The sequence below is a fragment of the Saccharothrix hoggarensis genome (assembly GCF_052936025.1).
Genome location: NZ_CP193624.1, coordinates 2455628 through 2468735 on the forward strand (window position 1 = coordinate 2455628; position 13108 = coordinate 2468735).

At 71.4% G+C, this 13108-nt stretch carries 10 protein-coding genes; 5 read left to right on the forward strand and 5 right to left on the reverse strand.

Annotation, left to right across the window (positions count from 1 at the left end):
* Positions 1–10 precede the first annotated feature (10 nt).
* From ACRAKH_RS11890 to ACRAKH_RS11905, 4 genes are all read right to left on the reverse strand, one after another.
* Positions 11–1054 carry a LacI family DNA-binding transcriptional regulator gene (locus tag ACRAKH_RS11890; protein ID WP_380720524.1) on the reverse strand — a complete coding sequence of 348 codons (1044 nt, stop codon included), beginning with the start codon at positions 1052–1054 and terminating at the stop codon, positions 11–13.
* 352 nt (positions 1055–1406) lie between these two features.
* The gene (locus ACRAKH_RS11895; protein WP_380720521.1) at positions 1407–2225 is read right to left on the reverse strand and encodes a carbohydrate ABC transporter permease; all 819 of its coding nucleotides are present in this window, start codon (positions 2223–2225) and stop codon (positions 1407–1409) included.
* Positions 2222–3076, reverse strand: a complete 855-nt coding sequence (locus ACRAKH_RS11900; protein ID WP_447009809.1) for a carbohydrate ABC transporter permease — start codon at positions 3074–3076, stop codon at positions 2222–2224. Before ACRAKH_RS11900 ends, ACRAKH_RS11895 begins: the two co-directional genes overlap by 4 nt.
* Complete coding sequence (locus ACRAKH_RS11905) at positions 3076–4371, reverse strand: extracellular solute-binding protein (protein ID WP_447009810.1); 1296 nt, start codon at positions 4369–4371, stop codon at positions 3076–3078. The genes ACRAKH_RS11900 and ACRAKH_RS11905 overlap by 1 nt, the downstream gene beginning before the upstream one ends.
* A gap of 194 nt (positions 4372–4565) precedes the next feature.
* Between ACRAKH_RS11905 and ACRAKH_RS11910 the strand changes: the two genes are divergently transcribed.
* Positions 4566–5555 carry a LacI family DNA-binding transcriptional regulator gene (locus ACRAKH_RS11910; RefSeq protein WP_380720512.1) on the forward strand — a complete coding sequence of 330 codons (990 nt, stop codon included), beginning with the start codon at positions 4566–4568 and terminating at the stop codon, positions 5553–5555.
* Positions 5549–7885 carry a beta-xylosidase/alpha-l-arabinosidase gene (locus ACRAKH_RS11915; protein ID WP_380720509.1) on the forward strand — a complete coding sequence of 779 codons (2337 nt, stop codon included), beginning with the start codon at positions 5549–5551 and terminating at the stop codon, positions 7883–7885. The genes ACRAKH_RS11910 and ACRAKH_RS11915 overlap by 7 nt, the downstream gene beginning before the upstream one ends.
* 168 nt (positions 7886–8053) lie before the next feature.
* Here the strand turns inward: ACRAKH_RS11915 and ACRAKH_RS11920 are convergent, their stop codons facing one another.
* Positions 8054–9022: an acetylxylan esterase gene (locus ACRAKH_RS11920; RefSeq protein WP_380720506.1), complete on the reverse strand. Its 969-nt coding sequence runs from the start codon at positions 9020–9022 to the stop codon at positions 8054–8056.
* Between the two features lie 104 nt (positions 9023–9126).
* Here ACRAKH_RS11920 and ACRAKH_RS11925 point away from each other — a divergent pair, with 104 nt between their 5' ends.
* The 3 genes from ACRAKH_RS11925 to ACRAKH_RS11935 all read left to right on the forward strand — a co-directional run bounded on the left by ACRAKH_RS11925 (position 9127) and on the right by ACRAKH_RS11935 (position 13105).
* A complete protein-coding gene (locus ACRAKH_RS11925) occupies positions 9127–10161 on the forward strand; it encodes a LacI family DNA-binding transcriptional regulator (protein ID WP_380720504.1) in 1035 nt (344 codons plus the stop codon).
* Between the two features lie 214 nt (positions 10162–10375).
* Complete coding sequence (locus tag ACRAKH_RS11930; RefSeq protein WP_380720501.1) at positions 10376–11989, forward strand: cellulase family glycosylhydrolase; 1614 nt, start codon at positions 10376–10378, stop codon at positions 11987–11989.
* A 9-nt stretch (positions 11990–11998) separates the two neighbouring features.
* Positions 11999–13105 (forward strand): cellulose binding domain-containing protein, encoded by a 1107-nt coding sequence (locus ACRAKH_RS11935; protein WP_380720499.1) that lies wholly within the window; start codon positions 11999–12001, stop codon positions 13103–13105.
* Positions 13106–13108 lie beyond the last annotated feature (3 nt).

The following is a 13108-nucleotide window of genomic DNA, read 5'->3' on the forward strand; positions in this document are numbered from 1 at the left end:
AGGCGGCTCGTCAGCGCGGCGCGGCGGTGCTCTGACGCACCACCAGCGTGGTGGCAAGCTCGATTCGGCGGTGTTCGGGCTCTTCACCACGTGCCAGCGTGATGGCGAGACGGGTGCCCGCCGCGGCCATGTCCTGCAGCGGCTGCCGGACCGTGGTCAGCGGCGGGCCCACCCACTGCGCCACCGGGAGGTCGTCGAACCCGACGACGCTCAGGTCCTCCGGGATGCGGAGGCCGGCGGCGCGCGCCGCCTCGTACACGCCGAGGGCCTGCAGGTCCGACCCGGCGAACACGGCCGTGGGCGGGTCCGGCAGGTCAAGCAGCGGCGCGAACTGGGCCCGGCCGGACTCCACGTGGAAGTCGCCGTAGCGGACCAGGGCGGGGTCGAACGCGAGGCCCGCCGTCTCCAGCGCCGCGCGGTAGCCGTCGACCCGCGCGCGGCTGCACAGCACGCGCTCCGGGCCGCCGATCATGGCGATCCGGCGGTGGCCGAGCTCGATCAGGTGACGGGTGGCGGTCAGGCCGCCGTTCCAGTTGGTGGCTCCTATGGACGGCGTCTCCAGCTGGGGTTCGCCGATCGGGTCGACCACGACGACCGGGATGTCCCGCGCGCGCAACTTCGCCAGCTGCGACGACGTCAGGTCGGAGAAGACCGAGATGACGGCCAGGGGCTTGCGGGCGATGACGCCCTCCAACCAGCCGTGGCCGGGGGTGAGCCTGCCCTGCGACTCGGACAGCACGAGCGCGAGGCCCTGCTCGGCGGCGACCTGCTCGGCGCCGCGGATGATCTCCAGCGCCCACGCGCTCTCCAGCTCGTGGAACATCAGTTCCACCAGGTTGGAGCGCTTCGACCGCTCGTCCGCCCGCCGCTGGTAGCCGTGCCGGCGGATGATCGCCTCGACCCGTTCCCGGGTGTGCGGGGCGACGTCCGCACGCCCGTTCATGACCTTCGAAACAGTCGGTACCGACACCCCGGCCTCGGCCGCGATGGCCGCGATGGTGATCTTGCCCGAGGCGGTGCCATCCGAGGGTGACGGGTCGGCTTTGGTCGGCATGAGGGCAGTCTACGGCAGCCCCGCCCAGTTCCGGCCCTTGGACGCGGAGGCTGGCTGCTGGGGCGTTGGTCACTGCCCAGGGGAACATCGGGACCGAAACAGTCGCCGTGGAGACCGAAAATGGCGACGTCCGGTTCGACCGAAGCTCCGCGTGACCCACGCTACCGGAAAGCGGTCCGGCGCGTGCGGCGACGCGCGTCGACCCACCGCGACGGCTCCGGGAACGGCAAGGGCTCGGGCCCGTGGGAGAGAGTTACGGGCCCGAGCCTGTCGGGTGGTCCGGCGGTAGGTCGCCGGAGGGGGACGGCGGCCGCACCGCCGTCCCCTCACCTCCCGGGCACCGGGGTGCCGGTCACTTGCCGAAACCGGCCGTGAGGCCGCTGAGCAGGAACCGCCGGCCGATCAGGTACACCGCGAAGATCGGCAGCACCGACAGCGTCACCGCCGCCAGCAGCGCCGGCACGTTCGTGCCGAACTGGCCCTGGAAGTCCCACAACCCGAGGGTGAGCACCCGCGACGACTCCGACTGGGTGAGCACCAGGGGGAAGAGGAACCCGTTCCACGCGTTGAGCGACGTGTAGACGACCACGGTCATGATCGCCGGCCGCGCCAGCGGCAGGACCAGGGACACCAGCACGCGCATCGGACCGGCGCCGTCGATCGACTGCGCCTCGTACAGCTCGCGCGGCACGTCGCGCAGGCTGTTGGTCAGCACCAGCATGGCCACCGGCAGCGCGAACGCCGCCGTCGGCAGGATGATCGCGGTGAGCGTGTCGTACAGCTGCATCCGGGTGATCATCAGGTACACGGGGATGATCGTGGCCTGCGCGGGGATCGCCAGACCCATGAGGATCAGGGTGAACCCGCGCTGCACGAACGGCCCCGTGTTCCGGACCACCGCGTACGCGGCCGGCACGGCGACGAGCACCACGATGCCCACCGTCGCGACCGTCACGATCACGTTGTTCAGCAGGTACTGGCCGAAGCCGCCGGTGAGCACGGTGACGTAGTTGTCCAGCGTCAACGCGTCCGGCAGTTCCCACGCGCCCTTGCCGAGGTACTCGCTGCGGGTCCGCAGCGACACCGTGACCAGGTAGATCAGCGGTCCGAGGATGAAGGTTAGCCACACCAGGGCGAACAGCCCAGCGGGCCAGTTGGGACGAGGCTTCACGACCCCTCCTGCTGGCTGCTCATCGAGCGGAACCCGCTCCAGCGCATGACCGCGATCGACAACGCGGTGCCGAGCACGACCAGCACGACCGCGATCGCGCTCGCGTAGCCCATCTCGAAACCGCTGAAGCCGGTGATGTACATGTGCAGCGGCAGGATGCGGGTCGCGGTGCCCGGCCCGCCGTTGGTCAGGATCAGCACGGTGTCGAACGTGGTCAGCGAGCCGACCAGCATCAGGACCGACGACGTGACGATCGTGTACCGCAGCTGCGGCAGCGTGATGTGCCGGAACTTTCCGAACCTGGTGGCCCCGTCCAGCGTCGCCGCCTCGTAGAGCGACGGCGGCACCGCCCGCGCCGCGCCCTGGTAGAGCAGGGTGTGGAACGGGATGAACTGCCAGGAGATCACGAGCACCACCGTGTAGAGCGCGATGTCGGGGTCGCCCAGGAACAGCGGGCCGCCGACGAACGCGCCGAAGTTCGGCTCCAGCAGGGCCTGCCACAGGAGGGCGATGGCGGCCGTGGACAGCAGCAGCGGGAGGAAGAAGATCGAGCTGAGCACTGCCCTCGAGCGCTGCTTGCCGGCCGCCCAGACCCCGACCAGCAACGCGATCGGGGTCTGGACGAGCCACGACATGACCATCAGCAACAGGGTCCGCCACACCGAGGCGCGGGCCTCGGAGTCGTCGAGCAACCGGGACCAGTTCTCCGCACCGTTGAACTGCGGCGTGCCCAGACCGTCCCAAGCGGTGAAGCTCAGGTAGATCACGAGGATCATGGGCAACGCGGCGAACAGGGCGAAGAACGCGAACGCCGGCACGGCATACCAGGCCGAAGGCCGCTGGGACGACATCAGCGCGCGGCCACCGCGTCGACGAACTGCTGCGGCGAGACCTTGCCCAGGAAGAACTCCTGGAGCTGGGTCAGCATGAACGTGGCGTCATCGGCCGGGAGGTCTTGGTCCCAGGACAGCTGGAAGTTCTTGGAGCCCAGCACCATCTCGTAGATGAACGTCGCGTACTCGGGGTGCGCGGACTTCTTCAGCTTCTCCTCGGCGCCCACCACCGGCGGGACGTCACCGGCCTCGATCAGCGCCTCGACGTAGGAGTCCTCGTGGAGCGTGGTCGTGACGAACTTCTTCGCCGCGTCCAGGTTCTTCGAGTCCGCGGTCGCGGAGTAGAAGTTGCTCACGTTGCCGACCAGGTTGGACGGGTCGCCCTTGCCGCCGGGGATCGACGGGAACTCGATCCAGCCCAGGTCGCCGTTCTTCACGAAGTCCGGGCTCTGGTCCAGCTGGTTGGTGTACTCCCACGAACCCATGAGGTGCATCGCGGCCTTGCCCTGGGCGAGGATCGTCGAGGCGCCACCGGCGTCGTAGCCGACGGAGGCGAAGGCGTCGCCGAAGCCGCCGCGGTCGATCAGCTCCTTGAGCTTGGTCATCGCCTGGACGACGGCCGGGTCCTTCCAGCCCTCGGGGCCCTTGTCCCGGATGTTCTTGAACACCTCGTGGCCCGCGAAGCGGTCGAGCACGTACTCGGCCCACATCAGCTCGGTCCACGCCTGGGTGCCGGCCAGGGCGATGGGCGTGATGCCCTTCGCCTTGAAGGTGTCCACCAGGGTCAGCAGCTCGTCCCACGTCTTCGGCGGCTGCGCGCCCGCCTCGGTGAAGACCTTCTTGTTGAAGAACAGCAGCACGGGCTGCATGCCGCGCATCGGCACGCCGTAGTACTTGCCGTCGAGCTTCGCGCCGTCGAGCACGCTGGGGATGAACTTCTCCTTGACGGCCTTGTTCTCGTCCAGCACGGAGGTCAGGTCGGCGACCTTGCCCGCGTCGACGTACTCCTTCAGGTTGCCGCCGCCCCAGTTGAAGAACAGGTCGGGAGCCTGCGGGGAGCCGATGGCCACCCGGAGCCGCTGCTTGTACGGGTCGTTGCCGAACGTCTCCAGCGAGGCGTTGCCGCCGCCCGCCTTGAACGCGTCGATCGACTTCTGCTCGATCTTGTTGAGCACCGGGTCCTCGAGGGCCCAGATCTTCAGGGCTCCGGCGTTGGTCTCGCCCGGACCGGACGAACCACACGCGGACACCACTGCTGTCACGGCGACCAGCCCCATCGCGATGAGGGGACGCACCCATGAACGGCGGGACATGCGACCGCCACCCTTCTGCCACGCTGCGGATTTGTTCGTGGCATCGAAACATTTCGAAACATCCACGACTTGCGCAGACCCTAGGCGGGTGAACGGGCGGTGTCAAGAGTCACCATTCGGCGCGTCTAGGTGACGTTTCTGCACGTCAAGCGGTCACTCTTGTGTTTCGATCGAGTTTCGATACTATCGGCGTTATGCGTCGAGCCACGTTGGCCACGATTGCCGCAGCAGCGGGGGTGTCCCTCCCGACGGTGTCCAAAGTCCTGAACGGGAAGGACGACGTCGGCGCGGAGACCAGGGCTCGCGTGCGGCAGTTGCTCGCCGAGTACGACTACGTGCCGGTGGGGTCCCGTCGGACCTCCGGCCACCTGCTGGTGGACCTCGTGTTCACCGCACTCGACAGCCCCTGGGCCGTGGAGATCATCCGCGGCGTGGTGGACACCGGCCTGCACGTGGTCGTGTCGTCCACCGACAAACCCCGTCAGCACACGTCCTGGGCGGCGTCCCTGGTCGAGGCCCGGCGCGCGGGCGCGCTGCTGGTGACCTCCCAGCTCACCGCCGCGGACCGCCGCGTGCTGGCCAACTCCCGCATCCCGGTCGTGGTCATCGACCCGGTCGACCTGCCGCAGCCGAACGTGCCCAGCGTCGGCGCGACCAACTGGGCCGGCGGCCTGTCCGCCACCGAGCACCTCCTCAAGCTGGGCCACCGCCGCGTCGGCGTCATCGGCGGACCGGCGGGCATGCTGTGCAGCCGCGCGCGCGTCGACGGGTACCGCGCCGCGCTGGACCGGGCCGGCATCCCGTTCGCCGGCGAACTCGTGAAGCACGGCGACTTCAAGCACGAGGGCGGGTTCCGCCGCGCGGCCGAGCTGCTCGCGCTGCCGGACCGGCCGACGGCGATCTTCGCGGGCAACGACGAGCAGGCACTGGGCGTGATCGAGGCGGCCCGGGTCGCCGGCCTCTCCGTGCCGCACGACCTGAGCGTGGTCGGGTTCGACGACCTGCCGGTCGCGGTGTGGTCGTCGCCCGCCCTCACGACCGTGCGCCAGCCGCTCACCGAGATGGGGCGCCACGCGGGCCGGATGCTCGCGGACCTCATCGCGGGACGCCCCGTGGAGACCGAACGGGTGGAACTGGCCACCGAACTCGTCGTCCGATCGTCAACGAAGGAGCCGCCGTGCTGAACACCTGGGCCGATCCCGGAAAGCCGACCGGTGAGCGGGTCGCCGCCTTGCTGGCCGAGCTGACCCTGGAGGAGAAGCTGGCCCAGCTGGTCGGGGTGTGGGTGGGCATCTCGGAGACCGACCAGGAGGTCGCCCCCGCGCAGCACGAGTTCGCCGAGCCGCTGCCGCCGTGGGACGAGCTGACCAAGCCCGGTCTCGGGCAGCTGACCCGCGTCTTCGGCACCGGTCCGGTCGACCCCCTCGTCGGCGCCAAGGTGTTGGCCGAGACGCAGCGCAAGCTCGTCGCCAACACCCGCTTCGGCATCCCCGCCATGGCCCACGAGGAGTGCCTGGCCGGGTTCACCGCCTGGCAGGCCACCGTCTTCCCGATCCCCCTCGCGTGGGGCGCGTCCTTCGACCCCGAGTCGGTCGAGCGGATGGCACGCGAGGTCGGTCTCGTGATGCGCGACGTCGGCGTCCACCAGGGATTGGCGCCGGTGCTGGACGTGTCGCGCGACCCGCGGTGGGGGCGCACCGAGGAGACCATCGGCGAGGACCCGTACCTGGTCGGCCTCCTCGGTGCGGCCTACACGCGCGGCCTGGAGTCCAGCGGGGTCGTGGCCACGCTGAAGCACTTCGCGGGCTACTCGGCCTCGCGCGGCGGGCGCAACCACGCGCCCGTGCACATGGGCCCGCGCGAGTTCGCCGACGTGGTGCTGCCGCCGTTCGAGATGGCGTTGCGCGAGGGCGGCGCCCGGTCGGTCATGCACTCCTACGCCGAGGTGGACGGCGTGCCGCCCGCCTCGGACGCGTCGCTGCTCACCGACCTGCTGCGCGGCGAGTGGGGCTTCACCGGCGTCGTCGTCGCCGACTACTTCGGGGTGTCGTTCCTGGAGACCTCCCACGGTGTCGCGGGCTCGCCGGGCGAGGCCGCCGCGCTGGCCCTGACCGCCGGCGTGGACGTCGAGCTGCCCAGCGTGCGCTGCTACGGCGAGCCGCTGGCCGAGCTGGTCCGGTCCGGGCAGGTGGCCGAGGAGCTGGTCGACCGCGCGGTCACCCGCGTGCTGACGCAGAAGTGCGAACTGGGCCTGCTGGACGAGGGCTGGCAGCCCGAGTCGCCCGCCGTGCTGCGCGGCGAACCCGTCGACCTCGACCCGCCCGCGCTGCGCGACCTGGCCCGCAGCATGGCCGAGAAGTCCGTGGTGCTGCTGGACAACCAGTCCGGCGTGCTGCCGCTCGACGCGTCGAAGCTCGCCGTCGTCGGGCCGTGCGCGGACGACCTGCTGGCGCTCATGGGCTGCTACGCCTTCCCGAACCACGTCGGCGTGCAGCACCCTGACGTGCCGCTGGGCGTGGAGATGGACACGCTCGTGCAGGCGGTCCGGTCGGAGTTCCCGGACGCGTCGATCGCCTCCGCCAAGGGCTGCGACGTCGACGGCGACGACCGGTCGGGCATCGCGGACGCGGTGGCCGCCGCCAAGGACGCCGACGTGGTGCTCGCCGTGCTGGGCGACCGGGCCGGGCTGTTCGGCCGCGGCACGTCCGGCGAGGGCTGCGACGCCGAGGACCTGTCCCTGCCCGGTGTGCAGGGCGAGCTGCTGGACGCGTTGCTGGAGCTCGACGTGCCGGTGGTGCTGGTGCTGCTGAGCGGCCGGCCGTACGCGCTCGGCGCGTACGGGTCCGGTGACGGGTCGACGTCGCGGCTCGCCGCGGTCGTGCAGGCGTTCTTCCCCGGCGAGGAGGGCGCGGGCGCGGTCGCGGGCGTGCTCAGCGGCCGCGTCAACCCGTCCGGCAAGCTGCCCGTGCAGGTGCCGCGCGGCTCCGGCGGCCAGCCGACCACCTACCTGCACCCGCCGCTCGGCGGGGCCGGCGGGGTCAGCTCCGTCGACCCGACGCCCGCGTACCCGTTCGGGCACGGCCTGTCGTACACGACGTTCGAGCTGTCGGACTTCGCCGCGGGCGACGAGCTGCCGTCCGACGGCGAGGTCGAGGTGTCGTGCGTGGTGCGCAACACCGGCGACCGGGCGGGCGCCGAGGTCGTCCAGCTGTACCTGCACGACCCCGTGGCGAGCGTGACGCGCCCGGTGCGCCAGCTCGTCGGCTTCGCGCGGGTCGAGCTGGAGCCCGGCGAGGCCACCTCGGTGACGTTCCGGCTGCACGCCGACCGCACGTCGTTCACCGGCCGCGACGGCCGGCGCGTCGTCGAGCCGGGCGACCTCGTGCTGCTCGTCGGCTGCTCCAGCACCGACATCCGCTGGGAGCGGTCCGTCCCGCTGACCGGGGAGCCCCGGTTCGTCGGCCACGACCGCGTGCTGGTGACGCCGGTGCGCACGGGGCCGGCGGGGGAGTGACCGATCGGGGCCGGCGCCACGCGCGCCGGTCCCGCACTGGCTGGTCGTGGACGCGGTGCCCCGGGCCGAGCTTCCCGGGGCGCCCGGTGAGTCGCCGAGTCCACCGACCGGGCAGGGTCGTGAGGGGGCTATGGCGGTGGTCCCCTCACGACCCGCCCGAACCGCGGCTCAGAGGTGGGCGCGCAGGTGCCGGAGCTTGCGCTCGTCGTGCACCCTCGGCGTGGTGTGGCCGCTGAACGGGAACACCGCCATCTCCTTCGGCGCGGTGATCTCGTTGTACGCGGCGTACACCGTCGACGGCGGGCACACCTCGTCCATCAGGCCAACGCTCAGCAGCGACGTCGCGGTGATCCGCTTCGCCAGCAGCGCGCCGTCCACGTACCGCAGGGTGTCGAGGGCGGCGGGGATGAGGTCGACGTGCTGGGCCAGGAACTTCGAGATCTCCGCGTACGGCTCGGCGCCGGTGATCGTGATCGCCCGCTGGAAGTCGCACAGGAACGGCACGTCCGCGTGGCACACCTTCACCGCCTCGCCGTTCAGCGCCGCCGCGGCCAGCGCCAGCCCGCCGCCCTGGCTGCCGCCGGACACCGCGAGCCGGGTCTCGTCCACGCCGTCCAGCGCCGCGGCCACCTCGACGGCCCGCGCCGCGTCGACCATCAGCCGCGTCACGTAGTACGTCTCGGGCGTGGCGATGCCCCGCGTCATCACGCCGGGGTGCTCGGGCCCGGCGAACCCGGAGTCCGGGGTGGCGCCGAGCGTCCAGCGACCGCCCTGGCCGCGGGTGTCCATCACGAACACCGCGTACCCGGCGGCCGGGAGCAGCGCGTGCTCCGACGGCAGGCCGCGCCCGCCGCCGTAGCCGATGTAGCAGACGACGGTCGGCAGGGGCTCGTCGCCGGACCCGGCGGGGCGGATGTGCCACCCGCGGACGCGGTCGCCGCCGTAGCCCGAGAACTCGACGTCCCACACCGCCATTGGCCCGTAGGCGTCGGCCCCGTACGGCGTGAGCACGGGCGGGAGCGCCGCGGCACGGGCCTCCTCCAGCCGCGACTTCCACCACAGGTCGAGGTTGTCCGGTTCCGCGGTCGCGGTCCGGTACTGCGCCAACTCCCGCTCGGAGAGGTCGAACCAGGGCACGGCGTCCCCTTTCCAGATGATCTATTAAGCGCTTAATCACCCTACCCGGCATGACCGTCTCAATCGCGGTCTAGACTCGTTGATCACCTACCGAGGAGGCGCGGGTGGCAGGGAAGCGTCCGACCATCTCGGACATCGCCAAAGCCGCGGGCGTGTCCACCGGGGCGGTGTCGTACGCCCTCAACAACCGGCCGGGCGTCTCGGAGCCCACCCGGCGCCGGATCATGGACATCGCCGACCGCCTCGGCTGGGTGCCCAGCAGCGCCGCCCGGTCCCTCAGCGACGGCCGCGCGAACGCCATCGGGCTCGTCGTCGACCGGCCCGCCAGGGTGATCGGCGTCGAGCCGTACTTCATGCAGCTCATCTCCGGCATACAGGGCGCGCTGGCCGACGGCCCGACGTCGCTGCTCCTGCAGGTCACCGACAACTCCGCGGCCGAGCTCGCGGCGTACCGCCGCTGGTGGGGCGAGCGGCGGGTGGACGGCGTGCTGCTGGTGGACCTGGTCCAGGACGACCCGCGGGTGGAGCTGGTCCGGGAGCTCCGGCTGCCCGCCGTGGTGCTCGGCGAACCGGTCGTGCCGGACCTGCCGTGCGTGTGGACCGACGACGAGACCGCCGTGGCGGAGGTGCTGGAGTACCTGGTGGCGCTCGGCCACCGGCGCATCGTCCGGGTCGCCGGCCCGACGAGGTTCGTGCACACCCAGACCAGGTCGCGGGCGTTCACCGCGGCCGTGGGCCGGCTCGGCCTCGACGAGGCCAGGGTGGTGCACGCCGACTACTCGGACGAGGCCGCGGCGCGGGTCACCCGGCGCGTGCTGACCAGCGGCACGCCGCCGACGGCCCTGGTGTTCGACAACGACGTGATGGCGGTGTCCGCCCTCGGCGTCGCCCACGAGCTGGGCCTGACCGTGCCGGACCAGCTGTCGCTCGTCGCGTGGGACGACTCCGCGCTGTGCCGCCTGGTCCGCCCGGCCCTGTCGGCGGTGCGCCGCCCCATCGCCGAGCGCGGCGCGGCGGCCGTCCGCCTGCTGCTCGACGTGATCGGCGGCGCGCCCGCCGAGCAGGTGAAGACCTCGGACCCCGAGCTGGTGCCGCGGTCGAGCACCGGCCACGCGCCGGCACATCAGCTCTCGACGTGATCCCGTAGTCCGTAGCACACTGGGACGGCACGCTTTGGGAACGTTCCCAGGGCGTGTACCCGGCATGCCTCCGGTCGGTCGTAACCGCGCTTGTCCGGCAATTCCCGCCGTTGACACTTAAGCGGTTAATTGCTTTGGTGTGCATGCCTGCCGACGGCAGGCGCGCTGCCCTGCGCTCGCACAGTCAACGTCGACAACCACGCGAGGTACATCCATGCGCAAGCGATTCGCCTTGGTCGGCGCCGCCGTCGCCGCCTTGGTCCTGTCACTGCTGACGGTGGCGCCCGCACACGCGGCCGCCGGCTTCACCGTCGCCAACGGGCGTCTGCTCGACGCCAACGGCAACGACTTCGTGATGCGTGGCGTCAACCACGCGCACACCTGGTACGCCACCCGGACCACGCAGGCCCTCAAGGACATCAAGTCCCTGGGCGCCAACACGGTCCGCGTGGTGCTGTCCAGCGGTGACCAGTGGACGCGCAACGACGCGGCCGACGTCGCCAACGTGATCAACCAGTGCAAGGCCAACAAGCTCATCTGCGTGCTGGAGGTGCACGACACCACCGGCTACCAGGAGCAGAGCGCGGCCGTGAGCCTGGCCCGCGCGGTGGACTACTGGATCGGCATCCAGAGCGCGATGGCCGGCCAGGAGAAGTACGTCATCCTGAACATCGGCAACGAGCCGTGGGGCAACACCGGCTACAGCGGGTGGACCCAGGCGACCAAGGACGCCATCACCCGCCTCCGCGCGGCCGGCTTCCAGCACACGATCATGGTGGACGCCCCGAACTGGGGCCAGGACTGGTCCTTCACCATGCGCGACAACGCGGCCTCGGTCTTCGCCGCCGACCCGCAGAAGAACACCGTGTTCTCCATCCACATGTACGGCGTGTTCGACACGGCGGCGGAGATCAACGACTACCTGAACCGCTTCGTCACGGCCAAGCTGCCGATCGTCGTCGGCGAGTTCGGCGACAACCACTCCGACGGCAACCCGGACGAGAACACCATCTTCGCCACCACCCAGCAGCTCGGCCTCGGCTACCTCGCCTGGTCGTGGTCCGGCAACGGCGGCGGCGTCGAGTACCTCGACCTGGCGACCAACTGGAACGCCGGGACGCTCTCGGCGTGGGGCCAGCGCGCGTTCAACGGCGCCAACGGCATCAAGGCCACGTCGCGCGAGGCCAGCGTCTACGGCGGCGGGACGTCCGACCCGACGCCGCCGACCGCGCCGGGCACCCCGACCGCGTCCGGCGTCACCTCCACCTCGGCGACCCTGTCCTGGGCCGCGTCCACCGACAACGTCGGCGTCACCGGCTACGACGTGGTCCGGGTCAATGGCACCACGGAGACCGCGGCGGCCACGTCCACCACGGCCACCGCGACCGTCACCGGCCTGACCGCGGGCACCGCGTACACGTTCGCCGTCTACGCGCGGGACGCGGCGGGCAACCGCTCCGCCCGGTCCGGCACCGTCAACGTCACCACGCAGTCCGGTGGCGGCGGGGCGGGCTGCGCCGTCACCTACCGGGTCACCGGCCAGTGGCAGGGCGGCTTCCAGGGCGACGTCAAGGTCGCCAACACCGGCACGGCCCCGGTGAACGGCTGGACGCTGCGCTGGACCTGGGCCAACGGCCAGACGGTCAGCCAGTCCTGGGGCGCCACGACCACCCAGTCCGGCGCGACGCTGAGCGCGACCAACGTGTCGTACACCGGCGCGATCCCGGTGAACGGCTCGGTCAGCTTCGGCTTCATCGGGTCGTGGAACGGCACCAACTCCGTGCCCACCGCGTTCACCCTTAACGGCGCAAGCTGCACCGCGGTCTAGGGGCCGGCGATGTCGAGGAAACTCGCGCTCGCGGCCCTGCTGACGGCCGCGGCCACGCTCGTCGGCCTGCTGGTCGGCGCGCCGGGGCAGGCGGTCGAGGCCGCCGCGCCGACGCGCATCATGGCGCTCGGGGACTCGATCACCGGGTCGCCGGGCTGCTGGCGCGCCCTGCTGGACCGCGACCTGCGGGCGGCCGGGCACACGAACATCGACTTCGTGGGCACGCGGGCGGGCGACGGCTGCGGGTTCGCCTACGACGGCGAGCACGAGGGCCACGGCGGCGCGCTCGTCACGGCGGTGGCCGACCAGAACCAGCTGGTGGGGTGGCTCGGCGCCACGAACCCGAACGTGGTGCTGATGCACTTCGGCACCAACGACGTGTGGAGCAACCGGTCGACGGCGACCATCCTGGCCGCCTACGGCAAGCTGGTCGACCAGATGCGGGTGAACAACCCGGCCATGCGGGTGGTCGTCGCCAAGATCATCCCGATGGCGGCGAGCGCCTGCGCCGAGTGCCCGCAGCGGGTCGTGGACCTGAACGCGGCGATCCCCGGCTGGGCGGCGGCCAAGTCCACCGCGCAGTCGCCGATCACCGTGGTCGACCAGTGGGCGGGGTTCGCCACGAGCACCGACACCTACGACGGGGTGCACCCGAACGCGTCCGGTGATCGCAAGATCGCGGACAAGTGGTTCCCGGCGGTCGTGTCCGCGCTGAACGGCACCACGCCCACGTCCACCACTACTACTACAACCACGACCACCACCACCACGACGACCACCACCACCACCACCACGACGTCCACGCCGCCCGGCGGGTCGTGCGACGCCGAGGTCAAGGTCGTCAACCAGTGGCCGGGCGGGTTCCAGGTCGACGTCACCGTCCGCAACGGCGGCAGCACGTCGAGCCGGTCGTGGAAGGTCGCGTTCGCGTTCCGCGCGGGCATGGCCATCAGCCAGGGCTGGAACGGCGCCTTCACCCAGAGCGGCACGTCGGTGACGGTGGCCAACACGAGCTGGAACGGCGCCATCCCGCCGGCCGGTTCGGTCAAGGTCGGCTTCACCGGCACGGGCGACGCCACCGGGTGGACGCCCACGCCGATCTGCACGCTGTCCTGATCC

Excerpts from the sequence above, each read along its gene's own strand:
- ACRAKH_RS11930 (WP_380720501.1), top strand. The coding sequence starts at position 10,376 with ATGCGCAAGCGATTCGCCTTGGTCGGCGCCGCCGTCGCCGCCTTGGTC.
- ACRAKH_RS11890 (WP_380720524.1), bottom strand. The coding sequence starts at position 1,054 with ATGCCGACCAAAGCCGACCCGTCACCCTCGGATGGCACCGCCTCGGGC.
- ACRAKH_RS11935 (WP_380720499.1), top strand. The coding sequence starts at position 11,999 with ATGTCGAGGAAACTCGCGCTCGCGGCCCTGCTGACGGCCGCGGCCACG.
- ACRAKH_RS11905 (WP_447009810.1), bottom strand. The coding sequence starts at position 4,371 with ATGTCCCGCCGTTCATGGGTGCGTCCCCTCATCGCGATGGGGCTGGTC.
- ACRAKH_RS11900 (WP_447009809.1), bottom strand. The coding sequence starts at position 3,076 with ATGTCGTCCCAGCGGCCTTCGGCCTGGTATGCCGTGCCGGCGTTCGCG.
- ACRAKH_RS11910 (WP_380720512.1), top strand. The coding sequence starts at position 4,566 with ATGCGTCGAGCCACGTTGGCCACGATTGCCGCAGCAGCGGGGGTGTCC.